Below are 21,338 nucleotides of genomic sequence, written 5' to 3'. Positions count from 1 at the left end.
TAGGTAGCGCCTCATCCTTTTATTTTACTTCTATATACTATATTGTATGCTAAAAAATAATAGTAATCTTTTTTGAGGGATCCCAACTGCGGACTAGCTTTGTTAAGAAATTGTCTTTACTTTGGCAAGATAGGCCGCGCCGATTACACCCGCATCGTTGCCAAGTATTGCTTTTTCAATAGAAAGCACATCCATCGCTCTCGGAAAGGTAAACTGGCGTACATATTGTTCAAGTGGCAAAAGAAGCGCATCGCCTGCCTCTGATACGCCACCGCCCACAACAATTTTTGCTGGATTAATCGTATTAACTATATTGCCTACAGCAAGCCCAAGATAAAACGCACACCGGTCAATAACCCGTTTCGCTGCTTCATCACCTTTTGATGCCTGAACAAATACTGTTCGGGCATCAGGTGCTTCTTTTCCTTCTTTCTTATAAAGATTAATAATGCCTGTTGCAGACGCTACCGTTTCTAGACAGCCTCGCTTCCCACAGTTGCACAAAATTCCATTTTCCGGAACTACCGTAATGTGGCCTATTTCGCCAGCTGATCCGCTTACACCGGTAATAATCATTCCTTTTGATACGACTCCGCCACCAACACCCGTTCCAAGTGTTATACAGACAATATCTCCTGTCCCGTTTCCAGCGCCCTTCCACATTTCACCAAGTGCTGCACAGTTCGCGTCATTTTCGATAAAAACTGGCCGTTCAAGCGCTTCTTCGAGTAATTTCTTTAATGGATAGTTATTTGTCCAGCCAAGGTTTACGGCCCCGGAAATCGTTCCTTCTATTGGATCGGCGGGACCCGGTGCGCCAACACCCACTGCAATCACATCACTAGTTGTCAAGCCCTCCCGTTTCAGTTCAGCTAAATAAGAACAAGCGATGTGTGTCACAATATTTTTACCGCCATCTGCTCGATCTGTCGGGATCGCCCACTTGCGAATAATATCGCCTTCTATTGTTAAAAAAGCCATTTTAATCGTTGTGCCGCCAATATCAATTGCCGCAAGTCTTTTTTCTCCCATCATCTATTCTCCTGTTCTTTTTCTTTTTCAAGTGCAATGTTTTGGCGCAAAAGCAAAAGCGCCATCTGATATTCTTGCGTTTCAACGAGCTGCGATTGATACAGCTCCTTCAACTCAACTTCCATTAACTGCAAGTCCGCCACTCGGTTACCAATATAAACAAATACACCGTACCGTTTCAATAACTGCTGCACGTCATAAATTGTTCTCAATTTTATTCACCTGACCCATTATTCAAGTTTTTTTCCAACTCCTGATAGTTCGTCTCTTCCGGAGCATAGACAAGTGCTTTTTCTACAGATTGCTTTGCTTTTTCCAATTGCCCATTTTCCACGTAAATGAGTGCCAGATTAAAATACGCCTCATGAAAATTAGCCCGTTCGCGGATAGCCTGTTTCAAATTCTGCTCGGCTTCTACAAGACGCCCATCTCCCATCTCAATGAACGCGAGATAAAAATACGTTTCTGCCGAAGCTTCACCACCGTCTTCTAAAAATGCCTTCAGTATTTGCTCTGCTTCTGCATCATTCCCGGCATTGATTTCTTCTTGAACGCGCAAATTAACGGAATTTGCATCAAGTGCTGCATAACCGCTTTGAAAACCAAGCATGAGCCCCGTTACCACTGCTGCCATGGTCGCAAGGGTAAAAGCGAGTTGCTGTAGAACTCGGCGTTTTTTTGGAAAATGAACAATACCTGTCGCGAGGAAGCCACCAATCAATCCGCCGATATGCCCTGCATTGTCAATTCCCGAAACCGAAAACCCAAAGGCAAGGTTAATCACAATTACAAAAAGCACATTCATGCCCATTGTCCGAAAAAACAGTTTCGGCTTTGTAGCGCCAAAATAGAGCAGTGCCCCGAACAAACCAAAAATTGCGCCACTCGCACCGGCTGCCAAGTTAGGTGTTAATAAAAAACTGAGCAGACTGCCGGTAAATCCGGAAAACAAATAAATCCATATAAAACGAAGACGGCCATAAATTTGTTCGACTGCTATACCTAAATAATAAAGAGCAAGCGAATTCATAATGAGATGAAGAAGACCGATATGTAAGAACATCGGTGTAATGAACCGCCACCACTCTCCTTCTAAAATAAGTGGGTTGAATTTCGCACCAAAGTTAAGCAATACGGTTGTATTTGTGCTCCCCCCAGCAAGTGTCATCATAATAAAAAGAATAATGTTAACGGCGGTAAAAACATACGTAAAAAATGGTTTTCCATAATGAAAAAAGCGTTCTTCTTCCTCTTTTCGCTTTACTTCATGGGATAAAACCGACCTCTCATACGCAGCTGCTTCCTCTTCTGCTCCATCAAAATCGCGCCGTTCTGGAACAGGCGATAAAACTGATCCTAATTGACGTAGCGGCTGATTGAGATCTTTTTGTGTAAAAAGTAATGTGTCTACCTTCGTTTTCCCGCCTTTTGTTGACAGAACAGGTTGTAAATAGCTTTCATATTCATCGACTGGAGGGTATTGAGAAACCACAATATTCAATAAAGACAGTTTTCTCATACCTATTTTTTTACGAATTTGTTCACCATTCCAGACAATTCGTTTTACATCCCGGCCGAGATCTGCCGCCCACCCGAGATTTTGATTTTTTAGCCTTATAAGCATTGCATCTTTATTTGAACGGTTTTCCAGCCACATTTCCTGTTTGTCCTGACTTAAGCGGGCAATGGTATACTCTTGCTCGATAACGAAAAAAAACGCCAGCCGCCAAAAGATCACATCTGTTTGTACATTCATCTCATCACTACTTTCGTACATCTTGTTGTTCTCACTATAGCGGAACACATTCAGCTGGTAAAGCAAGAAGAGCTACTTCATACAATTTATGAGACATTCGTCTGTTACAATTTTCTGAACAGGTAAATCATGTACTTCTACCGGGATGTTATCACTTAACTGAAATGAAAATGCCAGTGATACGGTATGGCCTGTAAAGCCTCGTAAGTAACGATCATAATATCCGCCGCCAAATCCAATTCTATATCCATTCTTATTAAATAATAGTCCCGGAACAATCATGAAATCAATACATTCACAACCTATAGCGCTTTTTTGATCAATGATTGGTTCATATATGCCTGCATATACTTTCTCCAGTTTTTGAAAATCAGAAAGAAGGTAAAATTGCATCTCTTTCGTTACCGGTACACACTTTGGCACACACACCTTTTTCCCATTTATCCACGCATGACGAATAATGGACCACGTATCAACTTCGAACGGTGCAGATACCGTTAATCCAACTACGTTAGATTCCTGCCATTCAGGAAGCGCATACAATTGTTTTGTAATAAGATGACATCGCTGTTCATATTCTGTTTTTTCAAGTGCTCGTAACTTCTTTTTTATATGCAATCTCAATTGTGTTTTATTCATGATTCCCTCCAAAAGAAAAACAGCAGGAAAATTCCCTGCTGTTTACTTCGTTTCACGATGCACTGTCATTTTTTTCAATCGCGGGCTGTATTTTTTCAACTCGAGACGATCCGGGTTGTTACGTTTGTTTTTTGTTGTGATGTAGTTGCGATCACCGCTCTCAGTGCAAGCCAATGTAATATTTACACGCATAGTTTATTTCCCTCCAAACTTGTCTCGCTTATTATGTTCATTGCGACTTTACTATAATAGCACTTTTTCATCAGAAACACCAGCCTGTTTTTTCAAGCTTGGTGAATGTGATTCAACAAGTGCAGCAACCTGTACTTTTTCTTGGGGAAATGGCGTGGAGATGCTGTTAGACCACGGATAACATTGCTTCGGCATGCTAATTCCTGTAATCCCTCTCTTAAGCCTTTTTTCGGCCAGTGAATATTGACGAAGTGTACCAATGTCCTGCCAGTACGCATTCGTTTCATATACATAAATAGGCTCTTCATTAGCAATTAGTGCCGGGAATACGTCTTTTGCAAAATCAACTTCCCCACTGAATGCATAATCTGAAAAAAGAGAAGGCTCAATTAAGTAAATGCCTGTGCTTACCTGATTCGTCAAGAGACGTGGATCATCTGGTTTCTCCAGAATAGAGATAAGACGGCCTTCTTGGTCCGCTAGGCACACACCAAATTGTTCAGGCCGCTCTGATGGGGTTATGACTATCGTGACACGCGCTTTGTGTTCTTTATGAAAAGCATATGCATCGCGAAGAGGTACATTTGTCAGTGCATCCCCGCTCAGTACAGCCACAGTTTCTTTAAATAAATGACTCGTTGCAAAAAGACTCCCTGCCGTTCCAAGCGGCGCTGTTTCCTCAATATACTGAACGTCCATTCCAAATTCTTCTCCATTGCCCGCGTACTGTTTAATAATCTCTTTTTTATAACAGACAGTCATAAATACACGGCGAATTTCATTCATCTTAAATACGTTCAAATTGTAATCTAAAAGCGGCCTATTCAATAGCGGCACCATCGGCTTTGGTATATAATCTGTAATCGGCCGAAGACGTTTTCCTCTTCCTCCTGCAAGCAATACTCCTATCATGTGCGAACACCTTCCATTTTCTTGATAAAAACGGTTTGATCGTACACCTTTTCTGTCTGCTCACTGATGTGTTTCCAGCTATACATTGCTTTTGCCATTTCATGTCCATTCGCACCAAGTTCTTTTGCAAGATCCGGACGTTCCAAAATTGTTGTGATTTTTTCTGATAAATCACCTGCATTTCCCGGCTCAAATAAAAGACCAGTTTGCTCATGTAAAACAAAGGACTTAAGCCCGCCTGTCGCTGAAGCAATAACCGGCTTTTGAAATGCCATTGCTTCAAGCGCCACTATGCCGAATGGTTCATAAAGACTTGGAAAAACAGCTGCTTCACACGTCTGAAATAATGCCTTTCTTTCATCGTCGCTTACATAGCCAACAAAATGAATGATGCCTTCGAAACCGCGCTTCCTTACTTCCGTTCGCCATTCTTCTAACAGCGGACCCTTACCCGCAATAATAAACTGAATATTCTTTTTTTTCAAGTTTTTTAAATCTAAATCAAAAAATGTTTGAAATCCTTTTTCAAAAACCATACGGCCAAGCGAAAAGATAAACGGTCCTATTTTGCTAAATCGCCCTTCCACCTTTGTTTTTTCTTCAAATTCAACACCATTTGGAATCACATGAATGTCTTTTCGTTTCGCTTCATAATGCACACGCAGTTCCTCTTTCATAGGCTGGCTGCATACGATTATCGTGTTAGATACCGAAATAAGCTCTTTTTCTTTCAGAGCAATAGCAGATTGCAATTCATTATGAATTCCATTATTGCGGCCATGCTCTGTTGCATGAATAGTGGATACTAGCGGAAGCCAATGATTATCTGCGAGAAGAATAGCTGCGTCACCAGTTAGCCAGTCATGCGTGTGAATTATTGAAATATCATGATCCCGAATTAGCGCCTCACCTTTTTGAAACAAGCACATATTCAAATCCGCCACACGACGCATAAAGTCGGGTTCTCCTTCGTGGAGAGGACCGGTACGATATATGTGAACACCGTTTACACATTCATATTCTGGAGAACCTTGATAAGAAGACGTAAGAACGATGACTTCTCGGCCTGATTGAATGAGCGCTTCTGCAAGTCCATGCACATGTCTTGCCATTCCGCCTATAATATTTGGCGGATATTCCCACGTTAGCATCAAAATAGCCCCATCCATTTCATCCATTTCTTCACTTAAGATTGTTGGAATAAGTTCAACACCATAATGAAGCCTCATTCTTTGATGGGCATAATCAAAGTCCGGGAAATCTTTACTCGCTCCGTCTAGTAAATAGCGAAGAGAATCTTTTGCACTTTCTAGTTCGTCATCCAAATTTTTTAAACAAGCATATAAACAAAAAGCCCATTCTAAATCAAGAACACCGCCTGCCTCACACATTTGAGTGGCTGCCTTTTCATCCCACTCACTTTTCAGTTGAAATACCGCTTCACAGCGATTCAACTCGTCTAATGTCATTAACGGCTTCCCTTCATTCATACGTTCATATACGAGCGGAATATGAATGATCCGCTCATGAAATTGTTTAGCAGATTTTGGCACAGCTAATGAATCAATCTTTTCAAAAAAAGTGCGGGCGTTTTCATCCGTCAATCGAATGACCGGTGGAATCAATAAATTATGTTCCTGACTCATTTGTCCATACTCATATGGCAAAATCGATAAACCATGCGGCGAAATCCAATGATACTCTTCACGCTCATGTGCCGGAAACGCTTCCCCATGAATCATGACAAATTGACAGCCTTCACGATGGAGGAGTTCATCGATTCCCGGCATATAGGCTCCCCGCGGAAGCCAAATAGACGGAGGAACTGTTCCAAAAAGCTCCTGCCAAATTTTCACTGTCCGTTTAATATCTTCACCAGCCGCTTCTTTCATTGGATAGGATGTAAGTGGAAATTGGCTGAGCGCCGTCGGCATGAGCAACAATTTATTTTCATTGATTAACATTCGGCACGCTTCGATAAATGAATTGTCATGCTCGCGTAATATAGCTGTGGCTTCGTGGTTCGGCTGTTGCTGTACAAATGCTTGAACAGCCATCTTCCCTCTTACACCATTCAGCCAGCCTAGCGTAAATAAATTGATAGTAGCAGCGATAGGCCGATCGCCTGTTGATTTTTGGGCAGCTGCAAGTATATAACCATACACATCCATAATTTTCATTATTTCTTTACTACTCATACTTGAACCGGCAAGAATAAGAGGACGAAAAGGACTGTCTGCCAGTGCCATAATAGAAAATGGATATTTCATTTCACCTATACCTCCATTCATTTTTTGTTCATAAACCATGTCGAGCAGTCAGGATGCTCAATCCAAGCAGGAACACGGAATGGATTTTTGTGAAACTGTTCTGCATCGTACATCTTATAAATGTAATCTTCGCTGCTTTGATAAGGTGTATGAACGGGATGAGATCGCAAGATCGGAAAGAATAAGTACGATTCTGTTAAAAAACCGAGTTCACAAATATACGAGCGATTCCTTCTTAATCCTTTTATCATCCAAAATTGATCGCTTATACTTACTTTTATACATGTAACAGAGTGCGCATTCATACCATTAAAATAAATATCGGTAATATCAAAGATCCGTAAATCCATTATCGCTGGATTAAGCGGTTTGCTCCAGCGTGAAGCTGCTTCTAAAATAGATGGATGAAGGCGCCACCTACAATATAAACGGTCTGCTGATAAAAAAACCGCACTTAAATTATTTTGCCAGTATAATCCGTCTTGCTTCATCATATACTTTCGCCATCTGTATTTAACTTTTTCAACGGATATATCAAGCTTGTCCGCGATTTGATCCCAAGTAAAATGCTGGTTTTTTAGTCGGACAATGTCTTCGTTCAATATGTATCACCTCGGTCTGGCAGTTTTTCCTTAAATTGTTTATAAAGGTATCGTACCACGTTCCAAACGGTGCGGCAATCTGCATCGTTCTCATCTTTTATCTACTAATATGTGGTATAATAGGCTGACTAGCATCAAGGAGGATACAATTATGAACGGCTTGATCATTGGGCTCGCAGCAGCAGGCACTTTCTTTGTTCTATTGTCTTTTATCCCAAAAGATAGGCAGAAGCAGATCGAAAAAGATCTGGAAGAATTATCATTGCAAATGCTGCAGGAACATTATCAAATAAATAAAAAAATAAAGCTGATTGAAGAAGAATTATTAATCGGTGAAGATCCTTCCCCTTCTGCAAAAAAAACAGCGCCGATTAATCAAATTATTCAAAATCAAGTAGTAGCCCTCTATAACCAAGGTGTTCCCCTTTCGCAAATTGCCGGACAATCCTCTTTGTCCGTCGAACAGGTTGAGGGAATATTGGCTAATCTGCAGCTTCATCGGAAGGAAGCAGACATATGAAAAAGCAAACTTTGCGTTCATTTGGATTTGGTTTGCTAGCTGCAGCGGCTGCCCTATTTCTTTTCGACTACACAACAAAAGATCAGTTATTATCAAACGAAGAAATGATCCAATTGTTAGAAAAGGATCATTATACAGTACTGACGACTGATGAATTATATGAAAAAAGGGCAAAAACCGTACCTGTAGAAACAACCTCATCTGCTGAAAAGAAACAGATCATGAAAAAGGAATCTGCCGCTTCCGAAAGCAAAGAGATCACAGTTACCATCGAAGCAGGCATGTCTTCAGACGATGTCATCAACGCCTTAAAGAAGGCCAATGTTATTACTGATGAAAATTCATTTAATACATATTTAACAGAGAATGGGTATACTTCAAAGCTTCAAGTTGGCGCATTCACCTTTTCTGCCGATATGTCAAATGAAGAAATCGCTTCTATACTAGTAAAATAAAAAGCCGGCGCAATGGCAGCGCCGGCTTTCTCATTACCCGAATCGACCTGAAATATAATCGTCGGTACGACTATCTGCAGGGCTATTAAAGATCTTATCTGTCACATCATACTCTACAATTTCTCCGTTTAAGAAGAAGGCTGTTTTATCAGAAATACGTGCGGCCTGCTGCATGTTATGTGTCACAATGATGATCGAGTACTGTTGTTTTAATTCCTGAATCAACTCTTCAATTTTAAGTGTTGAGACGGGATCGAGAGCAGATGTCGGCTCATCCATCAAAATAACATCCGGCTCAAGCGCCAGGCAGCGAGCGATACAAAGACGCTGCTGCTGACCTCCTGAAAGTCCGTATGCTGGTTCGTGAATTCGATCTTTTACTTCTTCCCAGAGAGCAGCACCGCGCAAACTTTTTTCAACTGTTTCGTTAATGATTTGTTTGTTCTTAATTCCATGAATTTTCAAGCCAAATGCAATGTTTTCATAAATTGATTTTGGAAATGGATTCGGCTTTTGAAAGACCATTCCAACACGTGTGCGCAATTCTTCAACGAGAAAGTCTTTATTGAAAATATCGCGTTCACGGTATTCAATGATGCCGTTTGTTTTAACACCTGGTACAAGATCAATCATGCGGTTCAGCGTTTTAATATACGTTGACTTCCCGCAGCCTGATGGACCAATAATAGCTGTTACTTCTTTTTCATTAATTTTAAGGTTAATGTCTTTCAATGCATGATGATCGCCATACCATAAATTTAATTTTTTTGTATTATATACAATCACATCTTCAGTTTGTGCCATTTGATTATTTTTTTTTGATTTGACTGCTGTTAACGCCATGTAAAGTTCCCTCCAAATATAAAATCATTTTTCCTCAAAACAAATTATCTACTCTGGTAACGATTACGAATCCAGACTGCAATCGAGTTCATTGCAATAAGCACGACAAGAAGTACAATAATACCTGCCGCTGCCAAATTATGGAACTCCACCTGTGGTCGACTTGTCCAGTTGTATATTTGCATTGGTAAAGCAGTAAAGGAGTCAAATACACCTGACGGCAAAAACGCAACAAATGTTGGAATTCCCACAACGATTAACGGTGCTGTTTCACCAATTGCACGTGAGAAAGCGAGAATACTGCCTGTCGCGATTCCTGGAATCGCATACGGAATAACAACACGGGAGATTGTCTGCCATTTCGTTGCGCCGAGTCCATAAGAAGCTTCTTTTAACTCCTTTGGAACTGCACGGACTGCTTCTTGTGATGCTACAATAATTACAGGCAATACAAGAAGGGCCATTGTAAATCCCGCAGCAAGAATACTGTTGCCAAAGCCGAATAAGCGGACAAAAATCGTTAAACCGAGTAAACCGAATACGACTGAAGGTACTCCTGCAAGATTGGATATATTCATTTGAATCCAGCGTGTAAGAGCATTTTTCTTTGCGTATTCTTCCAGATAAATCGCTGAGCCTATACCAAAAATAGCAGCTGTTGGTACAACGACAGCCATCATCCAAATCGTACCGATAACTGCCGCTTTAATTCCAGCTTGTTCTGGACGGCGCGATGCAAAGTTTTGAAGAAAATCCCATGATAAATATGGAGCTCCTTGTGAAATGATGCGATAAAGCAATACAATAAGTATAATTGATGTAAAAAGTGTGGCTGTAAAGAAAAGCCCTTTAACAATCTTATTTTTAGTGAGCCGGCCATCAATACGATTGACCATTTCTTCGGATTTGATTCGTTCTACGTTCTCCATCAGTATTCCTCCCTAAAGCGCTTCGAGATAAACTGAGCCAGTACATTCATCGCCAGTGTAAAGACAAACAACGTGAAGCCAACTGCATAAATGCTGTAATAAATCGTTGTGCCGAAACCAGCATCACCTGTCGTTACCTGTACGATGTAAGATGTCATCGTTTGAAGTGACGATGTCAAGTCAAGTGCTGCAGATGGTGTAGAACCAGCTGCAATAGACACGATCATCGTTTCACCAATAGCACGGGATATACCGAGAACGATTGAAGCAAGAATTCCTGATAAAGCGGCTGGAAAAATAACTTTTGATGCTGTTTCCCATTTTGTAGAACCGATTGCCAGTGCACCGTGGCGCACTGGCTCTGGCACTGATGATAATGCATCTTCTGATAAAGAAACAATAGTTGGAATAATCATAATTCCAACTACAATCCCAGGACTGACCGCATTAAATAATTCGATCGCTGGAAACAAGTCCCGTAATAACGGTGTAACAAACGTAAGGGCAAAAAATCCGTATACAATCGTTGGTACACCTGCAAGTACTTCAAGAATCGGCTTCATAATTTTGCGTGTGCGGGTACCTGCATACTCACTTAAATAAAGAGCAACCGCAAGTCCGATTGGCACGGCAAACAGTGAAGCAATTATTGTAATTTTTAACGTACCAAGAACGAGTGGCCATATACCATAAACGGCATCTGTTTCAGAAAATGGGTACCATTCTGTTGCTGTAAAAAATTCGACAATAGGTACATCCCCAAAAAAGGTAAATGTTTCAAATATTAAGGTCAACACAATACCGATTGTTGTTAAAACCGATACGGCCGCCATGAAAAAAAGTATGATCGGTATTATTTTTTCTCTTCTGTTCAAAAAGCCGCCATTATATTTTTTTTCAAGCAACTCTTGAACCGGACTGAGTTCTTTTTCTTTTGTTTTCAACCCGATTTCTCCTTTCAACCCGAGTACACCAATGAAGGGTGTTACTCTCATTGGTGTACGTCATGTGCTTTATCCGCTTTTTAGTTTATCCAGCTACTTCTTATTATTTTAATCCTTCAAGTGTAGACAATTGCTCATCGTACTTTTCTTGCGGCAACGATACATAACCTACATCTTCAGCAAGAGTTGATGCATTTTCAAGTGTAAATTGTACATATGCTGCTGTGGCTGCGTCATCTTTAATCGTTGCATTGCTTACGTATGTGAATAGCGGGCGAGAAAGTGGTGCATATTCTCCGCTTTCGATTGTTTCAGCATTCGGTTCAACTGCAGTTCCTTCTTCATTCACAATTGGAACTACTTTTAGGCTGTCTTTGTTTTCAAGGTAGTATGCGTAGCCAAAGTAACCAATTGAATTCTTGTCACCTGTTACACCTTGAACAAGTACGTTATCATCTTCAGAAAGGGTAGCTGCTTTGTCAATTTGTCCGCCATCTAAAATGACTTCATCAAAGTAATCAAATGTACCTGAGTCAGTTCCAGGTGAATAGAATTTAATTTCTTCTTCAGGCCATCCCTCACGCACATCAGACCATTTTTTTGCCGTACCATTATCAAGCCATAATTTTTTCAATTCATCTACAGTTAACTGATCAACCCAGTCATTGTCTTTGTTTACTACAACTGATAAACCATCTTTAGCAAGTTCAAATTCTGTATATTCAACTCCTGCTTTTTTAAGTGCAGCAGCTTCTTCTTCTTTAATTGGACGAGATGCGTTACTCATTGCTGTTTCACCAGCGATGAATTTTTCAAAGCCGCCGCCTGTTCCTGATAATCCAACTGTTACTTTTACATCAGGTTGTTCAAGCATAAATTCTTCGGCAACAGCTTCCATAATCGGATAGACAGTTGATGAACCATCGATAGAAATTTCACCTTGAAGCTGCGCATCACCTGCGTCAGTTTGTTCTGTCTTTTCTCCATCTTCTGTTCCTGTGTCTGCTGCGTCGTTGCCACAGGCGCCAAGTACAAGTGCTGATCCAAGCAATGCTGATAAAGTAAGAACTTTTACTGGTTTCATTTTTCCATTTCCCCCTGCAAGTTTGTTTTTTTTTATTATTTGCTACACTCAATACAATAACGGAGTAGTATTAATAAGGTTTTAACGAAATGTTAATGTTTTGTAAAGGAAACAAACAAAAATAAATGATTGCCTTTACTTTGATACATAAAGAAAGTCTCTATACATAAATTATTTTTGCTCCTGCAGCTTTTATCAACCAGAATAAGCATTTTTTGTTAGGACGGTATAAATGACCCTTGAAAATCCAATAATACATGAATGTCGATAAATTTTTTTTCTGATTTCTTACAGAAAATTTAACGTATACTTATGCTTCTTCTATATATTCAAAAAAAAAGAGCGGCTGTACCATCTAATTAGATGGTACAGCCGCTCTTTTTAGTTACTCGTTTGTTTTGTAAGGATATCCTGATCAATAACGGCTTCTGCCGGTTTTGCTTTGGTTTTTTGTTTTTTCAGTTCAAAATATGCGTCCATTGCCTGGCGGCCGATTATATTGTTTATTGAAATAGAGTTTCCACTGCTTTCATACGCCCATGGCACGACTACGGATATGGCAACTTCCGGATTATCAGATGGCGCGTAGCCAACGAGTGTGACGTTCCAAGTCATCGGTCGGATGCCTTTGCTCTTGTCCCACGGCCCATCGTATACACCTTCAGCTGTTCCTGTTTTAGCTGCCATGCTATATGGTGCACTAGCAAAAAATCTAGACGCTGTCCCCTCAGATGCCTGCGCAACAAGACGGAAGCCTTCTTGCACCCGTTCAATCCAGCCGGGTTCTAAATCCAAGGTATTTAATACTTTCGGCTGAATTTCTTCTGCTACTGGTCCAATTGTATTCGAATCTGAAATGGGTTGACGAATTTCTTTTACAATGTGCGGCTTCATTCGGTAGCCTCCATTGGCAATTGTTGAGACGTACTGAGCCAGCTGAAGCGGCGTATACGTATCAAATTGCCCAATGGAAAAATCAAGCAATTTACCGGGCTCATTCGGATCAACATATCCTTCATAGCCCTTCTGTTCACCCGGTAAATCAATTCCCGTTTTAACACCAAGGCCAAATTGATTGAAATAGTTGCGCATCGTGCTGAATGCCTCTAAATCTAAATGCAATCCGCCATTTCGAATATAGCTCGCACCGCCAATTTTCATTGCCGTTTTAAACATATAGACGTTTGAAGAACGCATTAACGCGTACGTATCGTTGACGCCTATTGCACCGCCCCGGTTAAACCAAGAGCTTTTCGGGTTCGTTCCCGCAAATTTAAGCGGTTCATCGATAATGGTTTCACCTGGTTCATTGACACCTGCCATATACCCCGTTAAAACCGTTGCCCCTTTAACAGCTGATCCCATTGCATAAGAAGTCGTCATATTGCCTGCCGCAAAATCAAATATTTCTGCTTTTCCATTATTCACTTCATATTTTTTACCAGACATCGCTAAAATTTCACCGGTATTCGGATCCATCATTGTTACGAATGCACGATCCAGAAGAGGATGTCCTCCAGAACGTTTCGCCGCACCAAGCTCGTCTTCCACAATTTTGTCGACAGCAAACTGCAAATCCATATCGATTGTTAAAATGAGGTCCTTACCGCGCTGCCCTTCTGTAATGATTTCTGAATCCAGCACATTACCGGACTTATCAGTAATATTTTTCATTTTTGTTTTCTGTCCGCGCAGTACATCCTCATATTGGTACTCAAGGTAGCTTTTTCCAACCCGATCATTCCGGCTGTAATTGCGTGATAAATAATAATCAACCATTTCTTTTGGAAGGCCTTCTTTAGAAGAGGAAATATTACCGAGCACGGTTTTTAATGTACCGTCATACGTATAGGCTCGCTCCCAGTCAGTTGTTGTATTTACACCCGGTAGTGAGGATAAATTTTCACTGACAACGGCATATTCAACATCTGTGACATTCACATTTTTTACAATTTGCGGTGTTAATGCATAACCCGATGTAAATTCCCGATAGATAGCCAGCACTTCAAGCTCGTCAGCCGTCAGTTCCTTTAAATCTTCTTCTGTAATACGCTCTAACTGCAAGTTATAAATTTCATCTTCCGTTATTTCATCGTTTTCATAGGCCGTCCACTCTTTATCTGTTACTTTTGCTTTTGCTTTTGCTTCATTTTTACCAATCCAGAAGTCTTTTTTATCGCGCTCTGTCACTTGATCGATTTCTTTTTCAATCAGCTGCGCCAGCTTTTCCGCTGTCTTCATCATTTCGTCTGCATCAGGATTTTTCGCTCGTGTATATGTAATGGCATTTTGCGGTACATTATCAACCACAATCTGTCCATCACGGTCAAAAATTTTTCCGCGCGGTACACTCGTATTTACAGTAACATCTTCTGTCCGTTCAATCTTTCGCTGATAGTCCTCTCCCTGTACAATCTGCACGATGCCAAGCCTGAAAATGAGTGCAGAGAATAGTAGAAAAACAACAAAAAACAACATATTCACCCGAAATGGAACGTGTGTTTTTTTCTTTTTATTTGTTTTTTTCAACCGTCTATTCCTTTCTATACTTCTTTTTCACCTATACCTCATTGTAACGAACCGGCATAGTTTTTTCCACAAAAAAACCGGTCCACATACGGGGACCGGTTTAGAAGATACTTTTATAAATTAAAGAGCTGATTCGTAACGTTTTGATACTTCATCCCAGTTTACAACATTCCAAAATGCAGAAATGTAATCTGGACGACGATTTTGATAGTTCAAATAGTATGCATGCTCCCAAACGTCAAGACCAAGGATTGGCGTTTTGCCTTCCATAATCGGTGAATCCTGGTTTGGCGTGCTAGAAAGTTCTAACTCACCATTTGCAACTGAAAGCCACGCCCAGCCAGAACCGAAACGAGTAGCGCCCGCTTTTGCAAACTCTTCTTTAAAAGCATCAAAGCTTCCAAATTTTGTATCGATTGCATCACCTAATTTTCCAGATGGTGCGCCGCCGCCATTTGGAGAAAGAAGCTGCCAGAAAAGAGAATGGTTTGCATGTCCGCCACCATTGTTACGGACAGCTGTACGTGCAGATTCAGGAACTGCATCAAGATTTGCGATGACTTCTTCTACTGATTTAGAAAGAAGTTCTTCGTTGCCTTCAAGTGCATTGTTTAAATTGGTTACATACGTGTTGTGATGTTTTGTGTGATGAATGTTCATTGTTTCTTTGTCGATATGAGGCTCAAGTGCATCATATGCGTAAGGTAATTGTGGTAGTTCAAATGCCATTTTAAAATTCCTCCTGAAAAATAAAATTGATTTATCTGACTCGTCTATAAGATTATCAAAATTGCGAACATGACGCAATAAATATGCCTGTAAAAAAGAAAGCTGATTATTGAAAAACTTCTACCGTGCCGTTTATTATTTCAAGTCTGCCTCATTCATGTATTCTTCTTGAATTGAATAGACCGTGTGTCTACAATTGTATAGAGCTTTATTTTAAAGAAAGGAACAAGATTATATGTCTATTTTTAAGCAATTTATAAAAAGTCTTTATTCATCAAAACATATTGCCGCATTCCGTATGCAAGGGATCGGCAAAACAATTAACTACCTTTTTTTTCTTGCGCTTATCATGTGCATCCCCATGATTGTCTACACAGTTCTGTATGTCCTAGGAGGCAATGAATCAGCAAGATCTGTGATCGAAACAAAATTGCCAATCTTGACCATGGAAAACAATTTGTTAGCCGCAAATTCATTTATTTTGCTGCCTGTCCTGTTCTTTGTGTATTATTTGTTCGTTTCCTTTGTATTATTTATCAAAGTGTCTGTTTTTGCCGGCGCCGGCTTATGGCTGGCACATATATTGAAAAAACGTGCTGAATACCGGCACTTATTTCGAATGGCAGCCTATGCCGTTACGCTGCCTACATTACTTATTACAATTGCAGAACTAATAGGTCTTACACTGCCTTCTGATTATCTATTTGACTGGCTCGTAACAAGTATAATGTTAATGATGGCAATCCGTTATTTACCGGGTGCGCCTAAGTAAACGCAATTGTTGTCTGAACATGCCCCCTCTGATAGAATAAGAAAAGAAACGATATCAAGATTAACTTTTAAAGGAGCGAATCACCATTGAGTGAAATCACCCATCGTACGAAAACCCGTGCTGTCAAAGTTGGTAATTTAACAATTGGTGGCAGCGATGAAGTCATCATTCAAAGTATGACTACGACAAAAACACACGATGTAGAAGCAACTGTAGCAGAAATTAACCGCCTTGAAGAAGCCGGCTGTCAGATTGTCCGTGTCGCATGTCCCGATGAGCGTGCAGCAGATGCGCTGGCTGAAATTAAAAGTCGGATTAATATCCCTCTCGTTGCTGATATTCATTTTGACTATAAACTGGCGTTAAAAGCTATTGAAGCTGGCGTGGATAAAATCCGGATTAACCCAGGTAACATTGGCCGCCGTGAAAAAGTAGAGGCCGTTGTAAATGCAGCAAAAGCAAAAGGTGTGCCAATTCGGATTGGTGTGAACGCTGGGAGTTTAGAGCGTAAAATCATTGAAAAATATGGTTATCCGACAGCCGATGGTATGGTTGAAAGCGCGCTTCACCATATTAAAATCTTAGAAGACCTTGATTTCTATGATATTATCGTCTCGATGAAGGCATCTGACGTCAACTTAGCAATTGAAGCCTATGATAAAGCGGCAAAAGCATTTGATTATCCGCTTCATCTCGGTATTACTGAGTCCGGTACATTATTTGCTGGAACGGTAAAAAGCGCTGCTGGACTTGGCGCTATTTTAAGCAAAGGTATTGGCAACACACTTCGTATTTCATTAAGCGCCGATCCCGTGGAAGAAGTAAAAGTAGCCCGTGAACTATTAAAGTCGTTTGGTCTTGCAGCAAATGCTGCTACGCTTATTTCTTGCCCAACATGCGGCCGCATTGAAATCGATTTAATTGCGATTGCGAATGAAGTGGAAGAGTACATCTCAACGATTAAAGCGCCGATTAAAGTCGCTGTACTTGGATGTGCCGTAAACGGTCCTGGTGAAGCACGTGAAGCCGACATCGGCATTGCCGGCGCTCGTGGCGAAGGTCTCCTATTTCGTCACGGAAAAACGGTTCGCAAAGTACCCGAAGAAACAATGGTCGAGGAGTTAAAAAAAGAAATTGACTTGATTGCGGAAGAACATTATCGCAAGCAGGCGCTTACTGCTCCGCAATGAAGCAAGTAAAAGAAAAGCGCTTTGGCATTGATATTGATGGAACGGTAACGTGTCCGGCCAGCCTCGTCCCCTTTATTAATGATGCTTTTTCGTTAAATATAACTTTACAGGATATTAAAAAGTATGATCTGTCAGAAGCATTAGACATTCCGCTCGATCAAATGCGTGCCTGGTTTGATAAAACTGAACCAGTGATTTATGCGTCTTCTCCGCTTGCAGACGGCGCCGAACACATTTTATCAAAATGGAAGCAGCACTTTCAATTATTGTTTATCAGCGCCCGCCGCAAGCATTTAATTGAGATTACTGAAACGTGGTTCAAAGAACAAAAGATCATTTATGATCACCTTGAACTTATTGGTTCTCATGATAAAGTAGAAGCTGCTAAACGGAATAAAGTCGATATCTTTTTTGAGGATAAACATGACAACGCTGTGATGATTGCAAAAGAGCTGCATATTCCTGTCGTACTGTTTAACACACCGTACAACCAGGACGCTGTTCCTCATAACGTTATTCGGGTCGATAACTGGTATGAAGCAGATGCCTGGGTTCATCAGTGGATTCAAACAAATGAAATTAGCCCGATTACCCGCGTATAAAAAAAGTGTGATCAAGATTTTCTTGATCACACTTTTTTTATACATTCTTTACATTGCCCGTACACTTCAAATTTATGACCGGTAATTTCACAGCCAGACAACTCTTCAATATTATTCATCGGACACATATGAATTTCTTTCGTTTTCCCGCATGCGAGGCAAATAAAGTGATGATGATGGTGATTATGGGAACAGGCAAATCGAAAATGACGTTCACCTGATAATTCCGTTTCTTCTAGAATATCCATTTCAGCAAAGAGCGCTAAATTTCGGTAAATCGTATCAAAACTTAGTCCCGGATAATCTTCTTTCATTTCTTCAAGCACATCTTTTGCCGTTAAATACTTATCGTGACGGGCAAAAAGCGCAAGCATTTCTTCCCGCTTTCCTGTTTGTTTATAGCCTTTTTCTTTTAACAACCCCATCGCTTTTATTAAATTCATGGTGCGAAGCCCCTCCATTTTAATTCCTGTCTTTTTTCCATAGAATAACGGCAAACAAAAGAACAATCGATGTCACCACAATTGTTCCGCCCGGCGCCAGATTTAGATAAAATGCACTGACAAGCCCACTCAATACCGCTGTTTCACCAAATAGAATAGATAGCCAGATCGTCTGTTTAAAACCTTTCGCAATACGCATCGCTGCGGCCACTGGAAGCGTCATAAGCGCAGAAACAAGCAGTACACCAACAATACGCATAGAGACTGAAATGACGAGCGCCGTTAAAATAATAAACGCCAGGTGAACCGCTTTCGCTGGAATACCGGATGCCTTTGCATATTCTTCGTCAAATGATAAGACAAACAGCTCTTTATACAAAAAAAACACTGTAACAAGAACAATGATACCTATTGCAATGACTGCATAAAAGTCACCGCGGCTAACTGCACTGACGCTGCCAAATAAATAACTGAACAAGTCCGTGTTAAATCCTTCAGCAAGCGAAATAAAAATAACACCGATGCCGATGCCACCGGACATCATAATCGGAATGGCTAGTTCTTGATAATGTTTATAAACACTCCGCAGCCGCTCAATTAAAAGTGAGCCGCCGACTGAAAACAGCATGCCAAAGTAAAGTGGATTAACCGTTGCAAAGCTTGGAACAGCCTGTCCTAAATACAATCCTGCTGCAATGCCTGAAAGTGTAACGTGGCTCAGTGCATCAGCAATGAGTGACAGTCGTCGAACGACGATGAATGCGCCGAGAAGCGGTGCAATAATACCAATAATTGCGCCTGAGAAAAACGCATTTTGTAAAAATTCATATTTTAGTATAGCTTCAATCATAGTGATATTCCCTTCAATGGTCGTGATGATGATCTAGCAACCGAATTCCATGTCCATATAAATGAGACAGTTCCTGTTCATCTAATTGAATAAATTGTTTCATACTGCCATGAAAATGCAAGTATTTATTTAAGCAGGCGACATGCGTCACCTTATCTGTAATCGTACCAATATCGTGTGTTACAAGTAGTAACGTCATGCCAAGTTCTTTATTTAAATGTGTAAGCATATGATAAAACGACTCGACATTTTGTCTGTCTACACCGACTGTCGGCTCATCTAAAATTAAAATAGACGGATTGGAGACGATAGCCCGTGCAATAAAGACACGCTGCTGCTGTCCTCCCGATAAATCACCGATATTACGTTTAAAAAATGACTCCATACCGACAGCTTTAACCGCTTTTTCAACCGCTTCTTTTTCCTTTTGACCCGGGCGGCGAAACAGGCCCATTTTTTTTGCGAGTCCGCCCATAACCACTTCATGAACTGTCGCCGGAAATCCCGTATTAAATGAGTTTGCTTTTTGTGAAACGAAACCGATTTGGTCCCAATCTTTAAATTTGTGCTGCGGGGTGCCAAACAAAACGACATCCCCTTCTTTTGGCTTTAACAGCCCAAGAATGATTTTGAGTAACGTAGACTTGCCTGACCCATTTGGACCAACGAGACCGACGAACGCTCCCTGCGGCACAGATAAGTTAATGTGCTCGAGAACATTTTCACGGTCATATTTGAAATTCACATCGTGAATATCGATAACGGTCTTCTGTTCCATAGTAATAATGACTCCCTTGCCAGTAAGAATGATTACGATTTAGATTTATTTTAGTATACAGCATGAATGCTGTTTAGTAAATGAAGCCGTTTCAGGAAAGGAGAATGATGATGCAGCCTCTTCATGATCTAATAAACAAACGGGTACAAAACATTACAAAAAAAGAATTACTCGAACAAGCAGCAAAGTTTAATGTGTCTGTAACAGAGAAGCAAGCTCATGACTTTATTCACTGGCTATCAACTCATAAAGTGGATTTATTTTCTGAACAAAAACGGACAGAGCTTTTTCAGACAGCTGAACGCATTCTCGGCAAGCGAGAAGCGGTGGCGCTGGAAGAAATGCTCCGTCCTTATAAACATTTTCTTAAACTGTAATACTTGCCTGTACTTTCCCCCGCACACCTTCATCAAATGCTTTCGCTTTCAGCATGGCGATTTCGTGAAGGTATGGCGGTTTTTTTGTATTTTTATCTTCCCCAATATAAGGTGTTTCCAATATTTTCGGCACCTCTCCAAGTTGCGGGTGATGCACAATATAATTGAGTGCATCAAAACCGATATGACCGAAGCCAATATTTTCATGACGGTCTTTTCCTGCCCCACACTCGTTTTTGCTGTCATTAATATGAAGCACTTTTAATCGATCAATGCCTACAATCCGATCAAATTGTTCAAGAACACCGTCAAAGTCTTCTTTTATATTATATCCTGCATCATGTGTATGGCACGTATCAAAACAAACAGACAATTTATCGTTTTGCTGCACCATATTCATAATCATGGCGATTTCTTCAAAACGGCGGCCGCATTCTGTTCCTTTGCCTGCCATCGTTTCAAGTGCAATCTGAATGGTTTGATCGCTTGCCAGCACTTCATTTAAACCTTCTGCGATTTTTTTTAAACCGGCTTCTGTCCCTGCCCCGACGTGCGCACCCGGGTGAAGAACAATTTGACTGGCACCAATCGCGGTCGAACGTTCAATTTCCATTCTTAGAAAATCAACACCTAACTGAAACGTTTCCGGCTTAATTGTATTACCTAGGTTAATAATGTATGGCGCATGAACAACGATTTCATCGATACCATTGTGCTCCATATGAAGACGGCCAGCTTCAATATTTAGGTCTTCAATACTTTTACGGCGCGTGTTCTGCGGCGCGCCCGTGTATACCATAAATGTATTTGCTCCGTATGAAACGGCTTCTTCACTTGCACCGAGCAGCATTTTTTTGCCGCTCATCGAAACATGTGATCCAATTTTCACG

24 protein-coding genes are annotated in these 21,338 nt (G+C 40.7%); 6 read left to right on the top strand and 18 right to left on the bottom strand.

What is annotated here, in order from left to right; translation table 11 throughout:
* Positions 1–102 precede the first annotated feature (102 nt).
* The 8 genes from ACZYRN_RS01675 to ACZYRN_RS01640 are packed head-to-tail and all read right to left on the bottom strand — an operon-like array spanning position 103 to position 7,403.
* The gene (locus ACZYRN_RS01675; protein ID WP_488909765.1) at positions 103–1,032 is read right to left on the bottom strand and encodes an ROK family glucokinase; all 930 of its coding nucleotides are present in this window, start codon (positions 1,030–1,032) and stop codon (positions 103–105) included.
* Positions 1,032–1,244: a YqgQ family protein gene (locus ACZYRN_RS01670; RefSeq protein ID WP_488909764.1), complete on the bottom strand. Its 213-nt coding sequence runs from the start codon at positions 1,242–1,244 to the stop codon at positions 1,032–1,034. Before ACZYRN_RS01670 ends, ACZYRN_RS01675 begins: the two co-directional genes overlap by 1 nt.
* A gap of 2 nt (positions 1,245–1,246) precedes the next feature.
* Entirely contained in the window at positions 1,247–2,809 is a 1,563-nt protein-coding gene (locus ACZYRN_RS01665) for a rhomboid family intramembrane serine protease (RefSeq protein WP_488909763.1), read from the bottom strand.
* A 51-nt stretch (positions 2,810–2,860) separates the two neighbouring features.
* Positions 2,861–3,427 carry a 5-formyltetrahydrofolate cyclo-ligase gene (locus ACZYRN_RS01660; RefSeq protein ID WP_488909762.1) on the bottom strand — a complete coding sequence of 189 codons (567 nt, stop codon included), beginning with the start codon at positions 3,425–3,427 and terminating at the stop codon, positions 2,861–2,863.
* Positions 3,428–3,469: 42 nt separating this feature from the next.
* Complete coding sequence (rpmG, locus tag ACZYRN_RS01655) at positions 3,470–3,619, bottom strand: 50S ribosomal protein L33 (RefSeq protein WP_018393928.1); 150 nt, start codon at positions 3,617–3,619, stop codon at positions 3,470–3,472.
* Between the two features lie 51 nt (positions 3,620–3,670).
* A complete protein-coding gene (locus tag ACZYRN_RS01650) occupies positions 3,671–4,531 on the bottom strand; it encodes a nucleotidyltransferase family protein (RefSeq protein ID WP_488909761.1) in 861 nt (286 codons plus the stop codon).
* Positions 4,528–6,801, bottom strand: coding sequence for a glycosyltransferase family 4 protein (locus ACZYRN_RS01645; RefSeq protein ID WP_488909760.1), 2,274 nt, complete (start codon positions 6,799–6,801; stop codon positions 4,528–4,530). The genes ACZYRN_RS01650 and ACZYRN_RS01645 overlap by 4 nt, the downstream gene beginning before the upstream one ends.
* Before the next feature lie 17 nt (positions 6,802–6,818).
* Positions 6,819–7,403 (bottom strand): DUF4912 domain-containing protein, encoded by a 585-nt coding sequence (locus ACZYRN_RS01640; protein ID WP_488909759.1) that lies wholly within the window; start codon positions 7,401–7,403, stop codon positions 6,819–6,821.
* 151 nt (positions 7,404–7,554) lie between these two features.
* Between ACZYRN_RS01640 and ACZYRN_RS01635 the strand changes: the two genes are divergently transcribed.
* Entirely contained in the window at positions 7,555–7,923 is a 369-nt protein-coding gene (locus ACZYRN_RS01635; protein WP_488909758.1) for a hypothetical protein, read from the top strand.
* Positions 7,920–8,378: an endolytic transglycosylase MltG gene (locus tag ACZYRN_RS01630; protein ID WP_488909757.1), complete on the top strand. Its 459-nt coding sequence runs from the start codon at positions 7,920–7,922 to the stop codon at positions 8,376–8,378. Before ACZYRN_RS01635 ends, ACZYRN_RS01630 begins: the two co-directional genes overlap by 4 nt.
* Before the next feature lie 33 nt (positions 8,379–8,411).
* Here ACZYRN_RS01630 and pstB read toward each other — a convergent pair whose 3' ends face one another.
* The 6 genes from pstB to ACZYRN_RS01600 all read right to left on the bottom strand — a co-directional run bounded on the left by pstB (position 8,412) and on the right by ACZYRN_RS01600 (position 15,436).
* Positions 8,412–9,182: a phosphate ABC transporter ATP-binding protein PstB gene (gene pstB, locus ACZYRN_RS01625; RefSeq protein WP_488910518.1), complete on the bottom strand. Its 771-nt coding sequence runs from the start codon at positions 9,180–9,182 to the stop codon at positions 8,412–8,414.
* Between the two features lie 83 nt (positions 9,183–9,265).
* Complete coding sequence (gene pstA, locus ACZYRN_RS01620; protein ID WP_488909756.1) at positions 9,266–10,150, bottom strand: phosphate ABC transporter permease PstA; 885 nt, start codon at positions 10,148–10,150, stop codon at positions 9,266–9,268.
* Positions 10,150–11,145: a phosphate ABC transporter permease subunit PstC gene (gene pstC, locus ACZYRN_RS01615; protein ID WP_488909755.1), complete on the bottom strand. Its 996-nt coding sequence runs from the start codon at positions 11,143–11,145 to the stop codon at positions 10,150–10,152. The genes pstA and pstC overlap by 1 nt, the downstream gene beginning before the upstream one ends.
* Before the next feature lie 52 nt (positions 11,146–11,197).
* A complete protein-coding gene (locus ACZYRN_RS01610; protein ID WP_488909754.1) occupies positions 11,198–12,178 on the bottom strand; it encodes a PstS family phosphate ABC transporter substrate-binding protein in 981 nt (326 codons plus the stop codon).
* A gap of 381 nt (positions 12,179–12,559) precedes the next feature.
* Entirely contained in the window at positions 12,560–14,656 is a 2,097-nt protein-coding gene (locus tag ACZYRN_RS01605) for a peptidoglycan D,D-transpeptidase FtsI family protein (RefSeq protein WP_488910517.1), read from the bottom strand.
* A gap of 171 nt (positions 14,657–14,827) precedes the next feature.
* Positions 14,828–15,436 (bottom strand): superoxide dismutase, encoded by a 609-nt coding sequence (locus tag ACZYRN_RS01600; RefSeq protein WP_063964656.1) that lies wholly within the window; start codon positions 15,434–15,436, stop codon positions 14,828–14,830.
* 235 nt (positions 15,437–15,671) lie between these two features.
* On the opposite strand from ACZYRN_RS01600, the gene ACZYRN_RS01595 reads away from it, so the two are divergent.
* From ACZYRN_RS01595 to ACZYRN_RS01585, 3 genes are all read left to right on the top strand, one after another.
* On the top strand, positions 15,672–16,208 hold the full coding sequence (locus ACZYRN_RS01595) for a DUF1189 family protein (protein WP_488909753.1): 537 nt from the start codon (positions 15,672–15,674) through the stop codon (positions 16,206–16,208).
* Between the two features lie 95 nt (positions 16,209–16,303).
* Positions 16,304–17,398: a flavodoxin-dependent (E)-4-hydroxy-3-methylbut-2-enyl-diphosphate synthase gene (gene ispG / locus ACZYRN_RS01590; protein ID WP_488910516.1), complete on the top strand. Its 1,095-nt coding sequence runs from the start codon at positions 16,304–16,306 to the stop codon at positions 17,396–17,398.
* Positions 17,395–18,000, top strand: a complete 606-nt coding sequence (locus tag ACZYRN_RS01585) for a hypothetical protein (RefSeq protein WP_488909752.1) — start codon at positions 17,395–17,397, stop codon at positions 17,998–18,000. Before ispG ends, ACZYRN_RS01585 begins: the two co-directional genes overlap by 4 nt.
* A gap of 26 nt (positions 18,001–18,026) precedes the next feature.
* Here ACZYRN_RS01585 and ACZYRN_RS01580 read toward each other — a convergent pair whose 3' ends face one another.
* The 3 genes from ACZYRN_RS01580 to ACZYRN_RS01570 are packed head-to-tail and all read right to left on the bottom strand — an operon-like array spanning position 18,027 to position 20,071.
* The gene (locus tag ACZYRN_RS01580) at positions 18,027–18,443 is read right to left on the bottom strand and encodes a Fur family transcriptional regulator (protein ID WP_488909751.1); all 417 of its coding nucleotides are present in this window, start codon (positions 18,441–18,443) and stop codon (positions 18,027–18,029) included.
* 19 nt (positions 18,444–18,462) lie between these two features.
* Positions 18,463–19,293 carry a metal ABC transporter permease gene (locus ACZYRN_RS01575; protein WP_488909750.1) on the bottom strand — a complete coding sequence of 277 codons (831 nt, stop codon included), beginning with the start codon at positions 19,291–19,293 and terminating at the stop codon, positions 18,463–18,465.
* 13 nt (positions 19,294–19,306) lie between these two features.
* Entirely contained in the window at positions 19,307–20,071 is a 765-nt protein-coding gene (locus ACZYRN_RS01570) for a metal ABC transporter ATP-binding protein (RefSeq protein WP_488909749.1), read from the bottom strand.
* 80 nt (positions 20,072–20,151) lie between these two features.
* Between ACZYRN_RS01570 and ACZYRN_RS01565 the strand changes: the two genes are divergently transcribed.
* Positions 20,152–20,448 (top strand): DUF2624 family protein, encoded by a 297-nt coding sequence (locus ACZYRN_RS01565; protein ID WP_488909748.1) that lies wholly within the window; start codon positions 20,152–20,154, stop codon positions 20,446–20,448.
* Here ACZYRN_RS01565 and ACZYRN_RS01560 read toward each other — a convergent pair.
* Positions 20,438–21,337, bottom strand: a complete 900-nt coding sequence (locus ACZYRN_RS01560; protein ID WP_488909747.1) for a deoxyribonuclease IV — start codon at positions 21,335–21,337, stop codon at positions 20,438–20,440. The two genes, ACZYRN_RS01565 and ACZYRN_RS01560, sit on opposite strands and share 11 nt — an antisense overlap.
* Between the last annotated feature and the right edge of the window lies 1 nt (position 21,338).

Source organism: Domibacillus sp. F004 (assembly GCF_057814295.1).
Note: the sequence above shows the minus strand (reverse complement) of the source record. Positions and strands in the feature narration are given on the sequence as shown.